This window comes from Ensifer sp. SL37 (assembly GCF_026672675.1).
GTDB lineage: Bacteria > Pseudomonadota > Alphaproteobacteria > Rhizobiales > Rhizobiaceae > Ensifer > Ensifer adhaerens.
On the sequence record NZ_JAPPRN010000001.1, the window covers coordinates 814,469 to 837,237 of the forward strand.

17 protein-coding genes and 1 pseudogene are annotated in these 22,769 nt (G+C 63.3%); 12 read left to right on the forward strand and 6 right to left on the reverse strand.

Translation table 11 applies throughout. The features are described from left to right. The first annotated feature begins 153 nt into the window (after window positions 1–153). The 5 genes from OVA00_RS03680 to OVA00_RS03700 all read left to right on the forward strand — a co-directional run bounded on the left by OVA00_RS03680 (window position 154) and on the right by OVA00_RS03700 (window position 5,362). Complete coding sequence (locus OVA00_RS03680) at window positions 154–1,683, forward strand: ABC transporter substrate-binding protein (RefSeq protein WP_034787567.1); 1,530 nt, start codon at window positions 154–156, stop codon at window positions 1,681–1,683. Between the two features lie 115 nt (window positions 1,684–1,798). Then, complete coding sequence (locus OVA00_RS03685; protein ID WP_034787569.1) at window positions 1,799–2,740, forward strand: ABC transporter permease; 942 nt, start codon at window positions 1,799–1,801, stop codon at window positions 2,738–2,740. Further along, entirely contained in the window at window positions 2,740–3,609 is an 870-nt protein-coding gene (locus OVA00_RS03690) for an ABC transporter permease (protein ID WP_034787571.1), read from the forward strand. Before OVA00_RS03685 ends, OVA00_RS03690 begins: the two co-directional genes overlap by 1 nt. Before the next feature lie 3 nt (window positions 3,610–3,612). Further along, entirely contained in the window at window positions 3,613–4,824 is a 1,212-nt protein-coding gene (locus OVA00_RS03695) for an amidohydrolase/deacetylase family metallohydrolase (RefSeq protein ID WP_034787575.1), read from the forward strand. A gap of 22 nt (window positions 4,825–4,846) precedes the next feature. Next, window positions 4,847–5,362 (forward strand): RidA family protein, encoded by a 516-nt coding sequence (locus OVA00_RS03700; RefSeq protein WP_371589961.1) that lies wholly within the window; start codon window positions 4,847–4,849, stop codon window positions 5,360–5,362. Window positions 5,363–5,377: 15 nt separating this feature from the next. On the opposite strand, the gene OVA00_RS03705 is transcribed toward OVA00_RS03700, so the two are convergent. Next, window positions 5,378–6,184 carry an IclR family transcriptional regulator gene (locus OVA00_RS03705; RefSeq protein ID WP_034787939.1) on the reverse strand — a complete coding sequence of 269 codons (807 nt, stop codon included), beginning with the start codon at window positions 6,182–6,184 and terminating at the stop codon, window positions 5,378–5,380. Window positions 6,185–6,386: 202 nt separating this feature from the next. On the opposite strand from OVA00_RS03705, the pseudogene OVA00_RS03710 reads away from it, so the two are divergent. Next, window positions 6,387–7,588: pseudogene (locus tag OVA00_RS03710) on the forward strand (aminotransferase class V-fold PLP-dependent enzyme). 47 nt (window positions 7,589–7,635) lie between these two features. Then, a complete protein-coding gene (locus OVA00_RS03715) occupies window positions 7,636–9,471 on the forward strand; it encodes an ABC transporter ATP-binding protein (RefSeq protein WP_268088034.1) in 1,836 nt (611 codons plus the stop codon). 93 nt (window positions 9,472–9,564) lie between these two features. On the opposite strand, the gene OVA00_RS03720 is transcribed toward OVA00_RS03715, so the two are convergent. Beyond that, window positions 9,565–10,041, reverse strand: a complete 477-nt coding sequence (locus tag OVA00_RS03720) for an Lrp/AsnC family transcriptional regulator (protein ID WP_034787587.1) — start codon at window positions 10,039–10,041, stop codon at window positions 9,565–9,567. A 142-nt stretch (window positions 10,042–10,183) separates the two neighbouring features. On the opposite strand from OVA00_RS03720, the gene OVA00_RS03725 reads away from it, so the two are divergent. The 5 genes from OVA00_RS03725 to OVA00_RS03745 all read left to right on the forward strand — a co-directional run bounded on the left by OVA00_RS03725 (window position 10,184) and on the right by OVA00_RS03745 (window position 17,916). Next, window positions 10,184–11,203 (forward strand): 1-aminocyclopropane-1-carboxylate deaminase, encoded by a 1,020-nt coding sequence (locus tag OVA00_RS03725; protein ID WP_034787590.1) that lies wholly within the window; start codon window positions 10,184–10,186, stop codon window positions 11,201–11,203. Window positions 11,204–11,253: 50 nt separating this feature from the next. Beyond that, window positions 11,254–13,641 (forward strand): 1-deoxy-D-xylulose-5-phosphate synthase N-terminal domain-containing protein, encoded by a 2,388-nt coding sequence (locus OVA00_RS03730; RefSeq protein ID WP_268088036.1) that lies wholly within the window; start codon window positions 11,254–11,256, stop codon window positions 13,639–13,641. A gap of 161 nt (window positions 13,642–13,802) precedes the next feature. Continuing rightward, complete coding sequence (locus OVA00_RS03735; protein ID WP_268088037.1) at window positions 13,803–14,558, forward strand: alpha/beta fold hydrolase; 756 nt, start codon at window positions 13,803–13,805, stop codon at window positions 14,556–14,558. Window positions 14,559–14,790: 232 nt separating this feature from the next. Beyond that, window positions 14,791–15,975 (forward strand): glycoside hydrolase family 5 protein, encoded by a 1,185-nt coding sequence (locus tag OVA00_RS03740; protein WP_034787610.1) that lies wholly within the window; start codon window positions 14,791–14,793, stop codon window positions 15,973–15,975. 117 nt (window positions 15,976–16,092) lie between these two features. After that, window positions 16,093–17,916: an adenylate/guanylate cyclase domain-containing protein gene (locus OVA00_RS03745; protein ID WP_159415697.1), complete on the forward strand. Its 1,824-nt coding sequence runs from the start codon at window positions 16,093–16,095 to the stop codon at window positions 17,914–17,916. Window positions 17,917–17,973: 57 nt separating this feature from the next. On the opposite strand, the gene OVA00_RS03750 is transcribed toward OVA00_RS03745, so the two are convergent. From OVA00_RS03750 to OVA00_RS03765, 4 genes are all read right to left on the reverse strand, one after another. Beyond that, a complete protein-coding gene (locus tag OVA00_RS03750; RefSeq protein ID WP_060529013.1) occupies window positions 17,974–18,819 on the reverse strand; it encodes a sugar phosphate isomerase/epimerase family protein in 846 nt (281 codons plus the stop codon). Beyond that, window positions 18,816–20,126 carry a DUF6005 family protein gene (locus tag OVA00_RS03755; protein ID WP_060585547.1) on the reverse strand — a complete coding sequence of 437 codons (1,311 nt, stop codon included), beginning with the start codon at window positions 20,124–20,126 and terminating at the stop codon, window positions 18,816–18,818. The genes OVA00_RS03750 and OVA00_RS03755 overlap by 4 nt, the downstream gene beginning before the upstream one ends. After that, window positions 20,123–21,403, reverse strand: a complete 1,281-nt coding sequence (locus OVA00_RS03760; protein ID WP_268088040.1) for an AMP-binding protein — start codon at window positions 21,401–21,403, stop codon at window positions 20,123–20,125. The genes OVA00_RS03755 and OVA00_RS03760 overlap by 4 nt, the downstream gene beginning before the upstream one ends. A gap of 262 nt (window positions 21,404–21,665) precedes the next feature. Next, a complete protein-coding gene (locus OVA00_RS03765; RefSeq protein WP_268088041.1) occupies window positions 21,666–22,736 on the reverse strand; it encodes an IS110 family transposase in 1,071 nt (356 codons plus the stop codon). Window positions 22,737–22,769: the final 33 nt, after the last annotated feature.

Genomic DNA, 22,769 nt, shown 5'->3' on the forward strand with positions numbered 1-22,769 from the left:
TTATGCACCCTCCAGGACAAGGGTTCCGGCCCGCCGCTGCCGGCGGTTGTGACAAGACGACGACAGCCGGTTGACATTTCCGGCTTCGTGCCTTTTTATATTCCAAAATAAAGAACGACATAGCATAACTATGGAATATGAGGAGGAGCAAATATGAAATCGACTAAACTCGCATTGCTTATTGGAACCGCATTGGTGGCATCGGCAACTCTCGCCTTTGCGCAGGAAAAGGGCGGCGTGATCAACGTCGCGACGGTCGGTGAGCCGCCGACCCTCGACCCGATGGCATCGACGGCCGACCTGGTCGGCATAGTCTCGCAACACATCTTCGAGACGCTCTACACCTTCGACAAGGACTGGAAGCCGACCCCGCTTCTGGCGGCAGCACTTCCGGAGATCAGCGCCGACGGCAAGACCTACACGATCAAGCTGCGCTCGGGCGTCAAGTTCCACGACGGCACCGATCTCGACTCGAAGGACGTCGTCGCCTCGCTCGAGCGCTGGACCAAGGTCGCCTCGCGCGGCAAGCAGACGGCAACGACGATTTCCGGCATCGAAGCGATCGACCCGCTGACGGTGAAGATCTCGCTCACCACCCCTTACGCGCCGCTCGTTTCGCTGCTCGCCTTCAACAACTCCGCGGCGATCGTGCTTCCTTCCGAAAAGCAGGCCGAGCCGATGACTGATTTCGTCGGCACCGGCCCCTACCAGCTGAAGGAACGCAAGGCGGACCAGTACATCCAGCTCACCCGCTACGATGCCTACAAATCGCCGGAAGGCGAAGCCAACGGCTATGGCGGCGTCCGCCACCAATATGCCGACGAAATCCGCTTCGTGCCGGTTCCGGACCCGAACACCCGCGTCGAAGCGGCCGTTTCCGGCCAGTATGACTATGTCGATTCTCTGCCGGTCGAATCCTTCGAACGCGTCAAGGGTTCGAGCGCTTCCGAACCCGTCATGCTGCAGCCCTTCGGCTGGCCTGTCTTCGTCTTGAACTCCGGCAACGGCATGACCAAGAACCTCGACCTGCGCAAGGCGATCCGCGCTTCGCTCAGCATGGAAGACATGATGGCGGCAGCCTTCGGCACCACAGACTTCTATGCGCTCGACGCCGCTCTCTACCCGTCGCAGTTTACCTGGCGGACCGATGCCGGCACCGAAGGCGCCTACAACATCGCCGATGCGGAAAAGGCTGGCGAACTCCTGAAGGCCGCCGGCTACAAGGGTGAGCCGCTGCGCATCCTGACGAGCCGCCAGTATGAGTTCCATTACAAGATGGCGCAGGTCGCGGCCGAGTATCTGAAGCTCGCCGGCTTTACCGTCGATCTGCAGGTGGTCGACTGGGCGACGCTGACCCAGCGCCGTGCCGACCCGACGCTCTGGGACATCTACATCACCCACAGCCCCTTCCTGCCGGAACCGGCCCTCATCGGCATGATGTCGACCAAGGCGCCCGGCAACTGGGATACGCCGGCGCGCGCCAAGGCGGTCGATGCCTTCAACGCCGAATCCGACTCGGCCAAGCGCGTGGCGCTGTGGGCAGACGTGCAGAAGGTGATCTTCGAGGAAGTGCCATTCATCAAGATCGGCGACTTCAACGCGCTTTCGGCGAAGTCGAAGTCGCTCGACGGCGTCTCGCCGGCCCCGTGGCCGTACTTCTGGAACGCTTCGATCAAGAAGTAAGCTCCCCCTCCCAAGGGACTTCGGCGGGCAGCCGGGCCATGCGCCTGGCGCCCGCTCGAAGGGGCGCGTCACTCCACCCTTGCGGCGGAGCGCACAGGAAAGGTTCGAGGCCACCATGTTACGCTACATCTTCCAACGGCTGATGGGCATGATCGTCGTCATGGCGATTGTCGTCACGATCGTCTTCGTCATCGTCCGCGTGACGCCCGGCGATCCCGCCGCCGTCATGCTCGGTCCGGAAGCAACCCAGGAAGACATTACGGCGCTGCGCAGCCGGCTTGGCCTCGACCAGTCGCTCGGCCTGCAATATGTTTACTATATCGGACAACTGCTGCAGGGCGATCTCGGCCAGTCGATCTTCCTCAACCAGCCGGTCACGTCAGCACTGGCGGAGCGTGCCGAGCCGACCTTCTTCCTGACCCTGTTCTCAATCGTCATCGCCTGCGCCATCGCGCTGCCGATCGGCATCTATGCCGCCTACAGGCGCGGCTCCTTCGTCGACCAGGCGGCAACAACGCTTGCCATGCTCGCCGCCAGCATACCGAGTTTCTGGCTTGGCCTGATCCTGATCCAGGTCTTTGCCGTGCGTTTCGGCTGGTTCCCGGTCTCCGGCTATGGCGGCCCCGGATCCTCCTTCACCGAGCGCATGTATCACCTGACCTTGCCGGCGATCGCGCTCGGCGTCGTCTCCTCGGCGCTGATCCTGCGCTTTACCCGTGCATCGATGCTCGACGTGCTCGGCGACGATTTCATCCGCACCGCCCGCGCCAAAGGCCTCGGCGAACGCAAGGTGGTGATGAAGCACGCACTGAAAAACGCGCTGATCCCGATCCTGACGATCATTGGCCTCACCGCCGCCGTGCTGATCTCGGGTGCGGTTGTCACGGAAACCGTCTTTGGCCTGCCCGGCGTCGGCAATCTCGTCGTCTCCGCCGTGCTTCGCCGCGACTATCCCGTCATCCAGGGCGCGCTGCTCGTCATTGCCGCGCTCTACGTGCTGATCAATTTCGTGATCGACATGCTCTATCTCCTCGTTGATCCAAGGGTGCGCTACTGATGTCTATCACCGTATCTGCCCCCACCGAGAGCGAAGGCCGCAAGTTCGTCCGCCGGCTGTTGAAGCGCAAAACCGTTGCCTTCGGCCTGATCGTGCTCACCGTCTTCGTGCTGCTTGCCGTCTTCGCGCCGCTGATCGCACCCTATGCGCCCGGCAAGCTGTCGATCGTCAACCGGCTGCAGCCGCCGAGCCTGCAATGGTTCTTCGGCACCGACGAGTTCGGCCGCGATGTCTTCTCCCGCACCATCTATGCCGGCCGATTGTCGCTGCTTGTCGGTGCGGCGGTCGTCACGCTTGCAACCGTGATCGGCGTCGTGCTCGGTCTGCTCGCCGGCTTCTTTCCGAAGCTCGACACGCCGATCGCCCGCGTCATCGACGCGATGATGGCCTTCCCGGACATCCTGCTTGCGATCGCGCTGGTCGCGGCCTTGGGCCCCTCGCTGACGACCGTCATCATCGCGCTCAGCATCGTCTATGCGCCGCGGCTCGCCCGCGTGGTGCGCGCCTCGACACTGGTCATCCGCGAGCTTCCTTATGTCGAGGCGGCCCGCGCGCTCGGGATCTCGACGCCACACATCATGACGCGTCACGTGCTGCGCAATCTGCTTTCGCCCGTCCTCGTGCAGGGCACCTTCCTCTTCGCCCATGCGATGCTTGCCGAAGCCGGGCTTTCCTTCCTCGGCGTCGGCGTCAGCCCGGAAATCCCGACCTGGGGCACGATGATCGCCTCGGGGCGTCAATATATCGGCCAGGCCGACTGGGTAACGCTCTTCCCCGGCATCGCCATCGTGCTTTCGGTCTTGTCGCTGCAGATGGTCGGTGACGGCCTGCGCGATATGCTCGATCCCCGCCTCAGAAAGGACCTGTAAGTCATGACGACCGCAACATCGAACGCCGGTCCGGTGCTGATCCGGCAGGTGAAGCCCGTCGCCTTCGGCATGGCCGCGCCGGCTGAAACCACCGACATCCTCGTCGACGACGAAGGCCGCATCGCAGCCCTCGGCCCGAACCTGGAGGCATCAGGCGACGTGCGTCGCATAGAGGGCAAGGGCGCCTGGATCTCGCCCGGCTGGATCGACCTGCACGCCCACGTCTGGCACGGCGGCACCGACATTTCTGTGCGCCCGCAGCTTTGCGGCATGGAGCGCGGCGTCACCACGATCGTCGACGCGGGTTCGGCCGGTGAAGCCAATTTCCACGGCTTTCGCGAATACATCATCGAGCCGTCGCGCGAGCGCATCAAGGCGTTCCTCAATCTCGGCTCGATCGGGCTTGTCGCCTGCAACCGCGTCAGCGAACTCTCCGACATCCGCTCGATCGACATCGACCGTATCATCGCCTGCTACCAGGAAAACCGCGAGCACATCGTCGGCCTGAAGGTGCGCGCCAGCCACGTCATCACCGGTTCCTGGGGCGTGACGCCGGTGAAGCTCGGCAAGAAGATCGCCAAAATCCTGAAGATCCCTGTCATGGTGCATGTCGGCGAGCCGCCGGCGCTCTATGACGAGGTTCTGGAAATCCTCGGGCCCGGCGACATCGTCACCCATTGCTTCAACGGCAAGGCCGGTTCCAGCATCATCGAGGACGAGGACCTGTTTGAGCTTGCCGAACGCTGCGCCGGCGAAGGCATCCGCCTCGACATCGGCCACGGCGGCGCCTCGTTCTCCTTCCGCGTGGCGGAAGTGGCGATCGCCCGCGGTCTGCTCCCCTTCTCGATCTCCACCGACGTGCACCTGCGCAGCATGAACCAGTCCGTCTGGGACCTGGGCACCACCATGTCGAAGCTCTTGAGCGTCGGCATGCCTTTCGAAAAGGTGGTCGAGGCCGTGACCCAAGCGCCCGCCTCGGTCATCCGCCTGCCGATGGACAATCTGCTTACCGTCGGCGCCCGCGCCGAATTCACCCTCTTCGACCTCGTCGATAGCGAGCTTCGGGTCTTCGATTCACTCGGCGCCGAAGCGCACCTCAACCGCCTCTTCGAGCCGCGCTACGCGGTCATGGGCACCCACGTGGTTGCCGCCAATCGTTACCAGCCGCAGCATATCGAGTGCCCGGACCACAGCCACGGCTTCAGCTACCGCTAAGCCAGGGCGACAGAATACAGAAATGACAGGACAACGCGTGAACAGTATGGACCCGAAAAACGACAGCCCCGTCGATGTCTCACCTTACGAACGCCTTCAGGCCCTCGGCATCAACCTGCCGCCGGCGCCACCGCCGATCGCCAATTTCGTGACGCATGTGCGCGAAGGCAACATCCTGTATCTCTCCGGCCAGGGCCCACGCGAGCCCGACGGTCATCTCTACGCCGGCAAGGTCGGCGGCGATGTCGACATCGACAGCGCCTATGACCACGCACGGTTAACCGGCATCAACCTGCTTGCGGTCATGCATGATGCGCTCGGAGACCTCGGAAAGGTCAAGCGCATCGTCAAGATCCTGGGCATGGTCAATGCCGTTCCGGATTTTGCCGAACATCCGCGCGTCATCAACGGCTGCTCGGACCTGATGATGGACGTTTTTGGAGCGGCCGGCAGCCATGCGCGCTCGGCGGTGGGTTTCGGGTCGTTACCCGGCAACATCACCGTCGAGATCGAGGCGATCGTCGCTCTGCACGAGTGACGACGGGAGGTCGGATCAGTGGCTGCGCCAGCCCATCATTTTTTCGATCCGCTCGGCGGAAACCCTGACGTGATCGGCGTAGAACGCCCGGTCGTCGAGGATTTTCTGCTCGGGCAGGACGATCGAGATCGTGGCAGCGCAATTGCCCTTATCGTCGAGGATCGGGGCTGCGACGCAGGCGACGGCATAGTCGGATTCGCCCGCCTGGATCGACAGCCTTGCGGAAAGCGCGCTTTCAGCCTGGGCGGAGAGCGCGGCCGGATCGATATCGGCGCGGCCGGTCGGCGAGGTTCGTGCGCAGCGGCGGAACAGCTCCAGCCGTTCGTCGGCGGGCAGATGCCCCACCAGAAGACGGCCCGACGCCGTCCAGTTGAGCGGCACGCGGGTACCGACGCGCGAGGTCACCTGGAAATGGCCGGGACCATCGGCCATGGCGAGCACCTGCATGTAGTCGCCGTCGCGGCCGCAAAGCTGGATCGTCTCGGCAACTTCACGGCCGAGGTCGTGCATCTCGCGGGTGGCGACGCCGAGGAAATCGAGCGAGCGGGCATAGGCAAGGCCATAGTGATAGAGCCGGTCGCCGAGCCAGACGAGCCCATCGGCATCGCGGCTAAGCAGGTTCTTTTCGACCATGTCGTCGACGATGACATAAGCGGTCGACAGCGGCGCGCCGACAGCCTTGGCAATCGCGTAGACGCCACTCGGGGAACCCGTCTCATAAAGGAAATCGAGCACCTGCAAGGCGCGATCCATGCCGCTCACGCGCGAGCGGCGCGGCTTGCCGGTCGTTTCCATATCGTCGGTCGGCTCGACGCCGGTCATCGTCTTGTCCACTGCTTCACTCCTGCACCGCTCGAAGGGCGTGCTGCCGGTAAAATCTCGGCTTCCGCTGCCGCCGCGCCGCCGATGGCGGCCGCGTCAGATAGCGCAAAGCCTCACTCATACTTCATTACTATGGTAGATATTCCGCGAAGACGGAATAGTCTACCCGCTTCGACCGCCAGAAAATCATATGGAGACCACTATGCCTGACCGTGACATTCGCGAAGCTCTCGGACTTCGTCCCGTTATCAACGTCTCCGGCACGATGACCAGCCTCGGCGCATCGATCGTGGTCCCGGAAGCGATCGCGGCCATGACAGGCATACTGCCGCAGTTCGTCGAGATCAACGACCTGCAGCGCAAGGTGAGCCCGGTGATTGCTCGGCTGACGGGTGCCGAGGCCGGCTTCATCACGGCGTCCTGCTCCGCCGGCATCAGCCTCGCCATTGCCGGCACCATGACCGGAAGCGACCTTGCCGCCATCGAGCGCCTGCCGGATACGACCGGCCTCAAGAATGAAGTCATTCTGCAGATGGGCCATGTGGTCAGCTACGGCGCGCCCGTCGACCAGGCGATCCGCCTTGCCGGCGCCAAGCCGGTGATCGTCGGCCAGGCGACGTCGGCCTATCGCTACCATATCGAAGGCGCGATCAACGAGCGCACCGCTTGCGCCGTCTACGTCGTCTCGCATCACGTGGTGCAATACGGTCTCGTCGGCCTCAGGGAATTTGCCGAGGTCTGCCATTCGAAGGGTGTGCCGGTCATCGTCGACGCCGCTTCCGAATACGACCTGCGCATCTTCCTCGATGAGGGCGCCGACATCGTGCTCTATTCCGGCCACAAGTTTCTGGGCGGCCCGACCTCCGGCATCGTCGCCGGCAAAAAGGAAATGGTGCGCAACACCTTCCTGCAGAACCTCGGCATCGGCCGCGGCATGAAGGTGGGCAAGGAAAGCATGCTCGGCGTGATGGCGGCACTTCAAGCCTGGGAAACCCGCGACCATGCCGGCATCCGCGAGCGCGAAACCGGTTACCTGAACCTCTGGCGCGAGACGCTCGACGGTACCGTCCCGGCATCAAGCCGGTGATCGAGGCCGACCCGACCAACAACCCGCTCGACCGGCTGCGCGTCAACATCGACCCGCAGGAAGCCCATATCACCGCCTGGGATCTCGCCGATGCGCTGGCCCGCGGCGCGCCGCCGATCATCGTGCGAGACCACGAGGCCGAGCACAATTACTTCTACCTCGACCCCTGTAACCTGCATCCGGGCCAGGAGAAGATCGTCGCCAGCCGCCTCGCCGAGGAGCTCGACAAGGCGAGAGCCTCGAACGAGATCATCGCCACGTCGCTCGCCGAACGCAACGCACGCCGCTTCGCCGGCCTGCTGCGCTGGCCCGACTGACCCGACGACCAACTAAGATGCGCGCAGCATCTGACGGAGGAAACGAGATGACCGAGACCAAAGCCCAGCCGGACCGTTCGACGGCGCCCGTTCTCTCCGTCGAGAACCTGACGACCTCTTTCCTGGTCGACGGCGCCTGGAAGCCTGTCGTCCGGGACATATCGTTTACCGTCGCGCCCGGCGAAACCGTGGCGATCGTCGGCGAATCCGGCTCGGGCAAGAGCGTCACTTCGCTCTCGATCATGCGGCTCCTGCAGAAGGAGACGAGCCGCGTCGAAGGGCGGGTGATGATGGGCGGGCGCAACATCCTCGACTTGCCGGAATCTGAGATGCGCCGCGTGCGCGGCAACGATGTCGCGATGATCTTCCAGGAGCCGATGACCAGCCTCAATCCGCTGTTCACCATCGGTGACCAGATCTCCGAGGCCCTTCTCTGCCACAGGCCAATGTCGAAGGCCGACGCCCGGGCGGAAACCATCCGATTGCTCGAAAAGGTCCGCATTCCCTCCGCCGCCTCGCGCTTCGACGAATACCCGCACCGCTTCTCCGGCGGCATGCGCCAGCGCGTGATGATCGCCATGGCGCTCGCGAGCCGGCCGAAGCTCCTGATCGCCGACGAGCCGACGACGGCGCTCGACGTCACCATCCAGGGCCAGATCCTCGACCTGATCAAGGTGTTGCAGGAGGAGGAAGGCACCTCGGTGCTCTTCATTACCCACGACATGGGCGTGGTCGCCGAAATCGCCGACCGCACGGTGGTGATGTTCCGCGGTGACGCGGTCGAGACCGGCAACACCGAGGACATCTTCCTTCGGTCGAAACACCCCTATACCCGCGCACTGCTCTCGGCCGTGCCGATGCTCGGCTCGATGAAGGGCGAAAGCCAGCCGATGCGTTTTCCCGTCATCGACGCCGCGACCGGGCTGCCTTCGGCGACGGCGGAAGCCACCGATACGGTCCAGGCCGGCCGCAAGCCGATCCTCGAGGTCAAGAACCTCGTCAAGCGCTTCGACATCCACGCCGGCTTGCTCGGCAAGCTCAAAGGCCGCGTCCACGCCATCGAGAACGTCTCCTTCAGTCTGCAGCCGGGCGAGACGCTGTCGCTCGTCGGCGAATCCGGCTGCGGCAAGTCGACGACCGGCCGGGCCATCATGCGGCTGATCGAGCCGGAAAGCGGCTCCGTGACGCTCGACGGCCAGAACGTCCTCAAAATGGATCGCAGGCAGCTGCGCGAAATGCGCCGCACCATGCAGATGATCTTTCAGGATCCTTTCGCGAGCCTCAATCCGCGCATGACGGTGGGCGCTGCGATCGCCGAACCCTATCTCGAACACAAGCTCGGCACGGCACGGCAGGCGCGTGAGAAGGTCGCCGACCTGCTCGAACGCGTCGGCCTGCAGGCCGACATGGCCGCCCGCTACCCGCACGAGTTCTCCGGCGGCCAGCGCCAGCGCGTCTGCATCGCACGCGCCTTGGCGCTCGACCCGAAGCTGATCGTCGCCGACGAGTCTGTCTCGGCACTCGACGTCTCGATCAAGGCACAGGTCATCAACCTCTTGCTCGACCTGCAGGCGAGCCTCGGCCTTGCCTATCTTTTCATCTCGCACGACATGGCCGTCGTCGAGCGCGTCAGCCACCGGGTCGCCGTGATGCATCTCGGCGAGATCGTCGAAATCGGCTCGCGTGCGCAGGTTTTCGAGAATCCGCAGCATCCCTATACGAAGAAGCTGATGGCCGCCGTCCCAATCGCCGATCCGACCCGTCGCCATGCGCGCCGCAATGTCGCGAGCGACGAGCTGAAGAGCCCCTTGCGCGCGCCCAACTACGTTCCGGAAACGCGGCGCTTTCAGCAGGTCGCAGACGATCACTTCGTCCAGGTCTGACCGGGTTGCACCTATCGGGCCGCATCCGGCACGCTGAAGACGTACCGGGTCTCGCGTGCCCTTCGATGCGAAAGGCCAATCGTTCGACGACCGTCAGAACGGCAGCCGGGCGTTCTCCTTGACTTCCTTCATCACAAAGAAGGTGCGCGTCTGGCGTACCCCCGGTAGCGCAATCAGCTTCTGACCGTGCAGTTTGTTGAAGTCCGCCATGTCTCGGACCCGGATTTTCAAAAGATAGTCGAAGTCGCCAGCAACGAGATTGCAGTCGAGCACTTCCTTCATCTCCAGCACCGCGCCCTCGAAGGCCGCAAAGCTCTCGGGCGTCGAACGATCGAGCACAACGCCGACCATCACCAACGCTCCGAGACCGACCGCTGCCGGCGCGACCTCCGCCCTCACACCGGTGATATGACCCTCTTCGAACAACCTCTGTGTTCGCCGATGACAGGTCGCCGGACTGACGTTTACCCGCTCGGCAAGGTCGGCGTTGGTCAGCCGTCCTTCGGATTGCAGGGCACGCAGGATCTTGAGATCGATCCGGTCAAAATCATCATCGGAAGAATCTTTCATTATCTATCCCGTTTATTGAAGAAAATCAAAACTTGATCGGAACTGTATTCTATCCAGCGAAATTTTGACAGCAATTTAGAGAGCACCTTTCACGAGACTTCGCCTATCCTTCTCCTACAATTTTCACACGGAGGCCTGGATCATGTCACTGCTTGAGAAGTTCGAACGCTACCCCCTCACCTTCGGCCCGACGCCGATCGAGCATCTCCCGCGACTGACGGCGGCGCTCGGCGGAAAGGTCGCGATTTACGCCAAACGCGACGACTGCAATTCCGGCCTCGCCACGGGCGGCAACAAGCTCCGGAAGCTTGAGTATATCGTGCCCGACGCAATCGCTTCGGGCGCCGATACGCTGGTCTCGATCGGCGGCGTGCAGTCGAACCACACCCGCATGGTCGCCGCCACTGCTGCAAAGATCGGCATGAAATGCGTCGTCATCCAGGAAAAATGGGTGCCGCACTATGATGCGGTCTATGACCGCGTCGGCAACATCCTGATGACACGGCTGATGGGGGCGGACAGTCGACTCGTCGACGACGGTTTCGACATCGGTATTCGGAAGAGCTGGGAAGATGCGATCCAGTCGGTTAAGGATGCCGGCGGCAAGCCCTACCCGATCCCGGCCGGCGCCTCGGTGCACAAGTATGGCGCACTCGGCTACGTCGGCTTTGCCGAAGAGGTGGCGGCACAGGAAAAGGAGCTCGGCTTCACCTTCGACTACATCGTCGTCTGCGTCGTCACCGGCTCCACCCAGGGCGGCATGATCGTCGGCTTTGCCGCACAGGACCGCGCCAATCGGGTGATCGGCATCGACGCATCGGGCACGCTCGAGCAGACCCGCTCCCAGGTTCGAAAGATCGTCGACTCGACGGCCGAACTGGTTCGCCTCGGCAGGGCGATCCGCGAAGACGAGATCGTGATCAATCCCGATTACGCCTATCCCGCCTATGGCGTACCATCAGAGGAAACCAACGAGGCGATCCGGCTCGCGGCTCGCACCGAAGCGATGATTACCGACCCTGTCTATGAGGGCAAATCCATGCAGGGGATGATCGACCTTACCCGCAAGGGATTCTTCCCGGAGGGGTCTCGCGTTCTCTACGCCCACCTCGGCGGCGCACCGGCGCTCAACGGCTACAGCTACTACTACAAGGACGGCTGAGTCCTTGGCCTAGACTGTCACCTTACGTCCTTCTCCATCGGAACCTGGCGATGACCGACACGACCCATCTGAAGACCATTGAAAAGCGCCTGCTCTGGCTCTCCCACTGGATGATCCATCACGCCAACCACATCCGGCCGAAGGTCGACGGCATCAAGACTGGGGGGCATCAGGCCAGTTGCGCCTCGGTCGTCTCGATCATGACCGCGCTCTATTTCTCGGCGCTCAGGCCGGAGGATCGTGTTGCCGTCAAGCCGCATGCGGCGCCGGTCTTCCACGCGATGCACTATCTGATGGGCCGACAGACGCGCGAGAAACTTGAGAACTTCCGCGGCTTTGGCGGGGCGCAGAGCTATCCGAGCCGGACCAAGGATGTCGACGATGTCGATTTTTCGACCGGCTCCGTCGGTCTCGGCGTCGGCATCACCGCGCTCGCCTCGATCGTCCAGGATTTCGTCCGTGCCAAACAATGGGGCGAGGGCAAGATCGGCCGCATGGTCGCGCTCGTCGGCGATGCCGAGCTTGACGAAGGCAACGTCTACGAGACGCTGCAGGAGGGCTGGAAGAACGCCCTCAGGAACTGCTGGTGGATCATCGACTATAACAGGCAGTCGCTCGACGGGATCGTGCGCGAGGGCCTGTTCGAGCGCGTCGAGAAAATCTTCGACGCCTTCGGCTGGGACGTGGTGCGGGTGAAATATGGCGTGCTACAGCGCGCGGCCTTTGCCGAACCGGGCGGCCAGAAGCTGCGCGACTGGATCGACGGTTGCTCCAATCAGGACTATGCGGCGCTGACTTTCATGGGCGGTGCCGTCTGGCGCAAACGGCTTGCCGACGATCTTGGCGACCAGGGTGACGTCTCGGCGCTCATCGACCGGCGCAGCGATGCCGAGCTTTCAGCGCTGATGGAGAACCTCGGTGGCAACTGCGTCGAGACGATGGCCGAAACCTTCGCAGCGATCGACCATGATCGGCCGACCTGCTTCCTTGCCTATACCATCAAGGGCTGGAGCACGCCGATTGCCGGCCACAAGGACAATCACGGTGGCCTGATGACGACGACCCAGTTCGCCGAATGGCAGGCGCATATGGGTGTCGGGCGCGGCGAGGAATGGGAGCCTTTCGCCGGAGTGGCGGATCGTCAAGCGCTCCAGGCGTTCCTCGCCGCGGTCCCTTTCTTTGCCGAAGGCATACGCCGCCACGCCGAGCACCGACTCGAGGTGCCGCCGATCGCGTTTGAGACCCAGCGCGAGGTGTCGACGCAGATGGCCTTCGGCAAGATCCTCGACGATCTCGCCAAGGGCAAGTCGGACCTGGCCGAACGCATCCTCACGACGTCGCCCGATGTCACCGGCACCACCAGTCTTGGCGCCTGGGTCAACCGGCGCAAGCTCTTTGCCCGCCAGCCGCTCGCCGACGCCTTCATCGAGCACCGCATTCCATCGACGGCAAAGTGGGAGTTCACGCCGGAGGGCCAGCATGTGGAACTCGGCATCGCCGAGATGAATCTGTTCCTATTGCTCGGCGCCGCCGGCCTCAGCCATTCGCTCTTCGGGAAAAGGCTGATCCCGATCGGCACTGTCTATGACCCCTTCGTCTGCCGCGGCCTCGATGCGCTCAACTATGCCTGCTACCAGGACGCCCGCTTCATGATCGTCGGCACGCCCTCGGGCGTGACGCTGGCGCCCGAAGGCGGCGCGCACCAGTCGATCGGCACGCCGCTGATCGGGATCAGCCAGGACGGACTGGCAGCGTTCGAACCAGCCTTTGCAGACGAACTCGCCGTCATCATGGAATGGGCCTTCGACTACATGCAGCGCGATGGCGACAACGATCCGGACGAGCGCACCTGGCTGCGCGACGAGACCGGCGGCTCCGTCTATCTGAGGCTCACCACCAAGCCGCTCGAACAGCCGCTGAAGCGCGTCGACGATGATTTTGGCCAGGGTTCAATCGACGGCGCCTATTGGCTGCGCAAGCCAGGGCCAAACTGCGATGTCGTCATTGCCTACCAGGGTGCGGTGGCCGACGAGGCGATTGCCGCTGCCGGACTTATAGGCGAGGTCCGCCGCGACATTGGCGTGCTCGCCGTCACCTCGGCTGACCGTCTCAATGCCGGTTGGACGGCCGCCCAGCGCGAACGCGCCCGTGGCAACCCCCGTGCGAAAAGCCATATCGAGCGGCTGCTCGATCCGCTGCCCGGCCACTGCGCGATCGTCACCGTGCTCGATGGTCATCCGGCAGCGCTCTCGTGGCTCGGTGCCGTCGCCGGCCACCGCACCATCGCGCACGGCGTGGAACATTTCGGCCAGACCGGCACGATCGGCGATCTCTACCGCCACTTCTGGCTTGACCGCAACGCGCTCGCGGCATCCGCAATGGCGCTGACGGCAGGCCGGCGAACCGCTGCCGGACAAGCGGCTCTCCTCTTCCCATAGTTCAGCAATAGCCGTCCGAACTATCGAAGACGCACCATCATGCGCCGCGGACCCCGCGGCCAGAGCATGCGTGCGCCTCTCAAAATCCAGAAGCGTCACCCGAAGAAGGCGCCGCTTGTCGGGGAACAATCACTCCGCTCTCAAGGAAAGGAAACCTAAGAATGCGAAAGATGAGAATCCTGGCTGCCACACTCCTGGCTTTGGCGGCGGCCCCGCTTGGGCATGCCCTGGCCGAACCCGTCAAGAATGTCGTCATCGTGCACGGCGCACTCGCCGACGGCTCGAGCTGGCGCAAGGTCTTCGACCTTTTGACCACCAAAGGCTTCACCGTCACGGTCGTCCAACCGCCGATGACCTCGCTTGGCGACGATGTCGCGGCAACCAAACGCATCCTCGACCTGCAGGACGGCCCATCGGTCCTCGTTGGCCACAGCTATGGCGGCATGATCGTCACCGAAGCCGGGACTTCCGAAAACGTCGCCGGCCTCGTCTATGTCGCAGCCTTTCAGCCGGATGCTGGCGAAACTCTGCTTGACCTGGCAGCCAGGAAGCCGGCTGCAACCAAGGGCATCGCGGCAACGGACGACGGATATCTCTATCTCGATCCGGAAATCTTCGCCGCGGACTTCGCCGCCGACGTTCCCGAGGTAGAAGCCCGTTTCATGGCTCATTCCCAGGTCTTCCCGGCAAAATCTGCCTTCGAGACGAAGATCACGGCACCGGCCTGGAAGGGCAAGAAGAGCTGGGCGCTGATTGCGACCGAAGACCGGGCCATTCATCCGGACTTGATGCGGACGATGGCCAAGCGTGCCGGCAGCGATACGGTCGAGGTCAAGGCAAGTCATGCGGTCTTTCTGTCCCAGCCGGCCGCCGTCGCCGAACTGATTGAGAAGGCGGCGACAGCGCTTTCCGACTGATCGCGAAGATATCCAGGCAAGCGGGCCTCGCAGCGGATCACTGATCCGCTGCGAGGCCTTTTTCTCGCGAAGAACGAAACCGCTAGGCATCAGTCACCGCCAATGGGTTTCGCAAACTCGCTTTGAACCCTGACGCTGTTCCCCAGGGAACTTCAGCGAAACGATCCGCCGGTAGGTTGGCCGCGCCAAACCAAGAGCCGCGAAGGCCAAGAACTCCAGAAGGACCGACCGAATGCGCCTGATTGCCTCCGCCCTCCTCGCTTGCAGCCTTGCGGGCTCCGCCAGTGCCGCCGATCTCATCACCTTCTGGGATAAGCCGCAGCATGGCGGCAACAGCTTCAACCGGCTGCCCCCGGACGACGCCTATTTCAGGGCCTTGGCCGGCTACGGCGCCACCTGGGTGCGCCTGTCCTACGACAAGTGGGAGCCGGCCAAGCGCGACTATCTGATCGGCGACGCCGACAAATACGAAGGCATACCGGCGGCAGACCTCAAGACGCTGAAGGAGACCCTCGACCGGGCCGACAAGGCGGGCCTCAAGGTCGTCATCGCGCCGCTGTCGCTGCCCGGCATGCGCTGGGCGCAGAACAACGGCAACCGGTTCGACGGCCGTCTCTGGCAGGACAAGATCTGGTGGGGCCAGGCAGCAGCCTTCTGGCAGGATCTGGCCCGCGCGCTGAAGGATCATCCCGCGGTCGCCGCCTACAACATCGTCAACGAGCCGGCGCCTGAAAAGAGGAACGGCCTTGCCGAACATGCCGACCGAAAGACGATGCAAGCCTGGTACGGCGACCAGGCGGGCAGCGCCTCGGACCTCAGGGCCTTCTACAAGACGGTAATCGCCGCCATCCGGGCGGTCGACCCGGCAACGCCCATCATGGCGGATGCCGGCTGGTATGCGGCTGCCGACGCCTTTTCCTATTGGCCGGCAGCGCTCACCGACCAGAAGGTGCTCTACAGCTTCCACATGTATGAGCCCTATGCCGCGACCAGCGCACCGAACATGAAGCGCGACAAGCCCTACGCCTACCCCGGCAAGGTGCCCTTCGGCGACGGCGAGGAGACGTGGGACAGGGCCCGGGTCGAAGCCTATCTTGCAGAGCCGGTGCGATGGGCAAAAGACAAGGGCGTGCCGCTCAATCGGCTGGTTGCCGGCGAGTTCGGCTGCATGCGCCTCTGGTCCGGCTGCAAGACCTATCTCGAGGACGTGTTGACCGCGCTCGACAGGGACGATCTGCACTGGGCCTTCTACAGTTTCCGCGAGGATGCCTGGGACGGCATGGACTACGAGCTCGGCGCGAAAAAGGTCGGCTGGAAATACTGGCAGCAGATGGAGGCCAACGAGCGCGACACGACGCCGCGCAAGGCGACCCCGGAGTTCGAGCCGATCAGCCGGCGGCTGCAAGGGACAGATTGACGCAGAACGGGAAAGGCCGGCGCACGCTTGGAAAAAAGCCCAAAACAGCTAGAAGAGGGTGCATTCCTTGCGGGGCCGCGCGAATGGCGAGCACCTGCTGCAACATGAGGCATGCTGGTGCAGACGACCAAGGCGACTAACGCCGAAACACCCAACCGAACCATCTCCCTGTCGCGCACCCTGGCGATCGTGATGGCAGCCCTGGTCGCCCTGACCGCAGCCGTTATCCTCTCGGTCGTCTGGTTCATGTCAGCGGGCACGACCCGCGACCTGCTCGTGCAATCGGCGCATCTCGGCCTGGAGGCGGTGCAGACGCAAATCGGCAGCCGCTTCTCGCCTGTGGAGGATCAGCTCGCCTTTCTGGCGCGAGAGGTCGGTGCCGGCCGCCTCGACCCGAAGGATTCGCCGAAGTTCGAACGCGTGATGACGGGCGCTCTGGCGGCAACGCCGCAAGTTCGAGTACTCTCTTTCGTGAAGCCCAACGGCGATATCATCGGCGTTACGCAGGGTCCAAAGGGTGTCTTTTCCTATACCGACCAGGTCACGAGCGACAACGAGCGCGCGGAGATCGAGGAAGCGCGGCGCAGCGGCACGCCTCACTGGGGGCCCGTCTATTTCGTACCCGATCCGGCGATACGCACGTCAGTCACGAATTTGCAGCAACCGGCAAACCACAACGGTGAATTTGCCGGCGTTTTCCGTGCCACGATAACGGTCGACACCATGTCCGACTTCCTGCGCCAGATTGCCGTCTCGAACCCGGGGGCGACGCCCTTCGTCCTCTACGGCCGCGACCAGGTTCTCGCCCATCCGCTGATGGCCGCGGGACATCCGCTCCTTTCGGCGGAGCATCGGTTGCCGAAGCTCGACGAACTGGGCGACCCTTTTCTCGCCGCACTGTGGAAAGAACCGGCCGAGACCTTCGACGATTCGGACATGGAGATACGCGCGGTCAAGCTCGGGGACGACGGACGGGTCGTCCTGACGCGCGAGATCCGCGGCTACGCTCCCTCTCCGCTCATTATCGGTGTCGAGGTTCCGATCGAAGCGGTCGAGAAGCCGGTGTGGGACCTGCTGCGGGCCGGCATTGCCGGCCTCGCGGTGCTGTTCGTCGCGATCGTCATCGCGTGGGTTGTCGGTCGCCTGATCGTTCGCCCGGTCACCAGCATGGCGCGTGAGGTCCGTGCCGTCGGCATGCTCGATTTTGCCGCTCTGCGGCCGCTTCCCGGCAGCCTCTTCACCGAACTCGACGAGCAGGCTAAGGCCTACAACACGATGCTGACTGGGCTGCGCTGGCTTGAGACCTATGTGCCGAAGAAGCTCGTGCGCCACCTGATCGGTCGTGAGGACCTGGCATCCACCCAGCGCACCGTCACCATCATGTTCACCGATGTGGTCGATTTCACCGCGACGGCAGAAAAGACCAGCGCCGGCGACGTGGCGGCACTGCTCAACAGCCACTTCGATCTGCTCGGCCACTGCATCGAAAGCGAAGGCGGCACCATCGACAAGTTCATCGGTGATTGCGTCATGGCCTTCTGGGGCGCACCCGACGCGCAAATGGACCATGCAGATCGGGCAATCCGGGCAGCGCGGGCGATCGCCAAATCGATCGCCAGCGACAACGCCGAGCGACGCCTAAAGGGCCTGCCGCCCCTCAGGGTGCGCATCGGTATCCATTCCGGGTCGGTCGTTGCCGGCAATATCGGCATGACCGGTCGGTCGGCCTATACGATCGTCGGCGACACGGTGAACGCCTGCAACCGGCTGGAGCAGCTCGGCAAATCGATCGCGCCAAGTGAAGAGGTAATGATCCTCCTGAGCGGCGAAACCTTCGGTCTGGTGGCTGATGACGATCGCTCCGATCTCGCCCAGCTCGGCAAACATTGTCTGGCCGGCCGAAGCGAAGAGACCGAGATCTACAGGCTTCAGACACAATAGGCCCCGCGCCGACACGAGCCGGCGCGCAGACCTCCGGGCCATCATGATGCGTAACGCCTATTGGCCGGCGGCCCGGCGGTTCGGCTCGGTCCCGTCAACCGCCTCGCGGACCTGCCTGCGATCGCGACGCAGGGTCTCGAAACAATCGTTGCCGAACCATTCAAGCGACGCGTCGACCGACGGCTCATCGGCGATCTCCGTCAGGAACCGTTCGTAGTCCACAACCCCTTCGAAGAGCGGCGTCATCCCGCGCCGGCTGCCGGCCGCGGCATAGACATTGGCCGGCTCGAAGACGGAAAGTTCTGCCCGGCCGACGATGTTCTTCAGGTGGTAGTGGCGAATGTGCGGTTTCATCGCACGGTGCACGGCGACCGGGTCGTCGCCGCCTTCCCAAACATGCAGCGTGTCGAAATTGATGGCGAAGGAGGGATGGTCCACCTCTTCGATGAGCCGCATCGTCGAGGCCGCCGTGTCGGCGAGCGTCTTCGGATGCGTTTCGACAAGCAGCTGGATGCCGTAGCTTGCGGTAATGGTGCAGATCTCCTTCAGGCGCTCGACAATCTCCCGCCGCTCGTCAGCGCTGACGTCAAGGCTGCCACGGCTTCCCGCGAAGGTGCGGATCTTGCGGGTGCGCCACCGGCGCGCCAGTCGGCAAAGCTCGACCGCCTTGTGCCGCAGCGCTTCCACGTCGCCGTCGAGCGGCAGGTAATCGCTGATCATCGGCACCGAGAGGCCGTAGCCGTCGAGCCATTCGGCGTTGCGATCCGCGCGCGGCGAGAGGTTGCGCGCATGCGCGCCCCAGAGTTCGATACCCTGGAAGTCGTTGGCCTCGGCCCAGGCGGCGATCTCGTCGAGCGAGATCAGATGGTGGCGGAAAGTGATGGTGCAGAGCGAAACTCTCATCGCGCAATTCTCTTCAAGGGACGGATTTCCTGGGGGATGGCAAGATCGCACCAGAGATCGAAGACCTCTGCGAGCTTGACCTTCAGCTTCGTCTCCAGCCGGTCGGCTTCGTCGAGACGCTCGATGACGGCGCCCAACAGCGAGCGATCGCCTGTCTGGGCGAGCTTCATGCAGGCGTAGTGCAGCGTCTTCAGCGACTGAACCAGCGCCTCGATCTCCCCGCACCAGCCCTCGAACTCGGCGGCCGGCAACTTCAGCGCCCGCCAGTAGAAGGCAAAGCCGTGCTCATAGGCGTATTTTCGGATGGTGATAACAGGCAGTTCCCGCACCGCGGCGCCGAGATCAGTGAGTGCGACACCGTTCGTCCCGTCGAGATGCGCGGCGACTATCGCTCTGACGGCATCGACCAGCGGATTGCGGTCCCGGACGAAGCAGGCCTCGAAATAGGCCCTCAGATCTTCGGCAAACGGCGCGCGCGCCTCGGCATTGTCGAAGACATAACCGCCGCCGACAGTCGGCTGCATGATGGCGTGAACGACCTTCTCGCGGGCAATCTCGCCCTCCCAGCGATAGTCGGGATCGTGCACGAACCATGTGTCGGGATCGGCCGTTTCCTGCAGCATCAGATAGTGCGGGAAGGGGTTCTGGTTGAACTTGTTCTCCCGCTCCGGCAGGTGGAACATGTCGAGCATGACCATGACCGAGCCGGTTTCGCCGCGCTGTTTCATCAGCCCGAGCAGCACTGCGAGGTTGTCGAGCTTGGTGCGCTGCGGATCGTACCACTCGACGACGGAAACGCCGTAAAGCCGCTCGAACCAGCCACGGAAGAATTCCTGGGTGATATCGGGCGCATGATAGAGAAGCTCGAAACGCTCGCTGACCGCGAACTTCGCGTCCCAGACACCGAAATAGAACGGCCGCTGATCGAGCCCGTTTCGCTTCAGGCCGTCCGAGACGCAACTGACGAAGCAATGGACCTTGATGTCGTAATAGGCCTCGCCGTGCACCCCCTCGTCGGTCGGCCCGCCGGTGAGCGGAAAGGCGGGCACGATGGCGGCGGTCGGCTTCGGCACATAGAGCGCGACGAGATCGGCGACCGTTTCGATCTCCCGTTTTGCGATCGCCTCTTCCGGCACCGACAACCCGTATTCGAGCTCGAGATTGAGGAAGATTTCGAGGATCAGCACGGAGTCGAGATAGAGATCTTCGTTGAGACGGGCATCGAGGCCGAAGCCGTCCATATGTCCATGCGCCATTTTGTCGGTCAGGACGGCCTCGATCGCCGCCAGAACTTCGCTTTCGGTCATGATGCGGCTCCCGCAATCGGTTTGTTGAATTCGCCTGCCAGATGACGGGCCGCGACATCGCGGCGGCTGATTTTGCCGTTCGCCTGGCGCGGAACTGCATCGATCTGCAGGATTTCCATCGGCAACTGGTGAGATGCGAGGTGTCGGCTGCACCATTCGCGCACGGCCTGCGGCGCCACCGGCGCCTCGGCGCTAAAGAGCAGCGCCACGCGCTCGCCGGCAAAACGATCGGCCTTGCGGAAGGCCACGGCGTCGGTGACCGCCGGCATCGCCATGACGGCATCCTCCACGTCCTTCGGATAGACGTTGAGGCCGGAGACGTTGATCATGTCGTCCAGGCGGGAAACGAAGACCAGCATGCCGTCGGCGCGCCGGTAGCCGAGGTCACGCGTGTGGATCGGCGCGCCGTCGCCGTTGCTAACGACGATCTCAGCCGCGTCCTCGGCGCTGTTGCCGGTGGCGGCGATCAGATGCGGCAGGACGAAGCCCATGTCACCGGCGGAAGTCACATCCGGATTGATGGCGATGCAGCCGGATTCCGAGCAGCCATATTGCTGGAACATGAACCGGCTCTTGGTGCGAATGTCGGCAAACCACGGATCGGGAAGCAGCGTGCCCGACGTCATCGTCGCGTGGATCTGTTCGCCCGCGGGCGTCAGCCGCGCCAGCGTGTGCAGGATCGCCGGCGAGGAATAGAGCAGCGGCCGTTCGATCTCGCGCAGCACCTTCAGGAGATATTTCGGGTTCGCGGTGTTGACGATGACCGGCGTCTGCCCACGCTTCAGCGCCACCAGGATGCCGCAGATCAGCCCGTAGGAATGGGTGGTCGGGCAGGCGACGACCGGCGTCATGTCCTCCGGTTCGCGGAAGGTGGCGACATAGCTTTCGATCTCGGCATCGATTTCCGTCCAATTGCGCGCCACGCATTTCGGCGCGCCCGTCGTTCCGGAGCTCATCTGCAACAGCGTGCCCTCAGCCGAAAGCAGGTCGGATGGTTCGAGAACTTCGGCCGTCAGGCTGTTGTAGAACAGCCGGTCGCAGCCGGCGCCGATCGCGAGCTTGCGCGCGGCCGGATAGGGTGTGCCCGGATGGATCGGCAGCACGCTCGCGCCCGCCTTGCGGATGGCAAAGAACAGAGCCAGCCAATCGACCGTCTCCGAGAAGCAGACGGCGTAGCGGCCGGTGTCCTGTGCGCCAAAGCCGATCTCGGCTGCGAGTTCGGCCGATCTGGCGCTGAAATAGGCCTCGTCATAGAGCCTGTCATCGATACGGATCATGGCTTTCTCCAATGAAAGAACGCAAGGGGCAGAACGCCTTGAGTTGGCGGCTTTCCTTGGGTTCGGTTTTGTTCTGACCGGCCTTTTTGCCGATCGGCTCAATGGCCTTCGTTCCGCTGGACAGGGCCGTCCTTCGGTTCTGAACCATTCTCCAATGCGTGACCTGATGCCTTGGCTTCGGTCACAGAGTGGCGTTCGGTTCCCGGCTTCCCATTCTCCTTGAGGAGCGCAGCCCGGCACTGCTAGGCTCGCTAGAAAGTCATCAGGACAGTCGGGATTTCATTGACGCGCCTTCCGTGATGATGCTTTCGCCGCGCGGCTCGTAAGCGCGCTGGTCGCGCAGGATCTGGAAGGCGATCGTCAAAAGCTTGCGCGCCATCGCCACACGCGCCTTGTTGGTTCCTCTGATCTTCAGGTGCTCATATTGGGCGCGAAGCTGTGGATCGCTGGCGATCGCCGGTGTCACTGCCTCGACGAAAGCCCAGCGCAGCCACTTGTTGCCCTGCTTGATGATCTTGCCGTGATAGGTCTTGCCGCCGCTCGAATAGGTCGAGGGCACCAGCCCGGCATAGGCGGCCAGCTTCTTCGGGTTGCGGAACCGCGCTATGTCATCGATCTCCGCGTCGATCAGACGGGCGAAGAACTCGCCGATGCCGGGGATCGTCTTCAACAGCCTCACGTTGGGATTGGCCTTGGTCATCGCCCGGATCGTCGCTTCCGACTGCTTGATCCGCTCATTGATGGCGCCAATGAAAGCGAGGCCACGGTCGATCTGGATGCGGTCGATCTCAGAGACGTTGACCTGCGAAAGCTGAATGCGGCCGGCCTTACCAAACAGATCGCCGAGCGTCTTCAGTTGCGCCGTCTGCTCCGGATAGCGATCAAACACCGTGACGATGCGGTTCTTCGTCATCGTGCGCAGCCGCACGTAGAACATCCGCTCCCGCAGGGCGACACGCAGGTCCCGCGACCGCTCGCTTGGCGCCCAGGCTTCCGGCACCAGGTCGGCGCGCAGCAAATGCGCCAGCACGGTCGCATCGATCTTGTCGGTCTTGATCTTGGCGTCGGCGATCGCCTTGACCTTCAACGGGTGGGCGAGAACGACATCATCACAAATGTCGTCGAGCCAGTCGTAGATAACCATCCAGTTGCGCGTCGCCTCGACAACCGCATGGCTGTTTTCGCGGTACCGCTCGAGAAAGCTGCCGAGCGACTGGCGATCGTTCTTCACCCGGCCGGAGCGCAGCGTCTTGCCGCTGCTGTCCTGCACCACCAGATGGCTATAGGATTTGTGGTAATCAACGCCGATATGGTAATCATAGGACGCAGTCATGCTTCCAACTCCCGTGTTGAGATCTCCAAAACC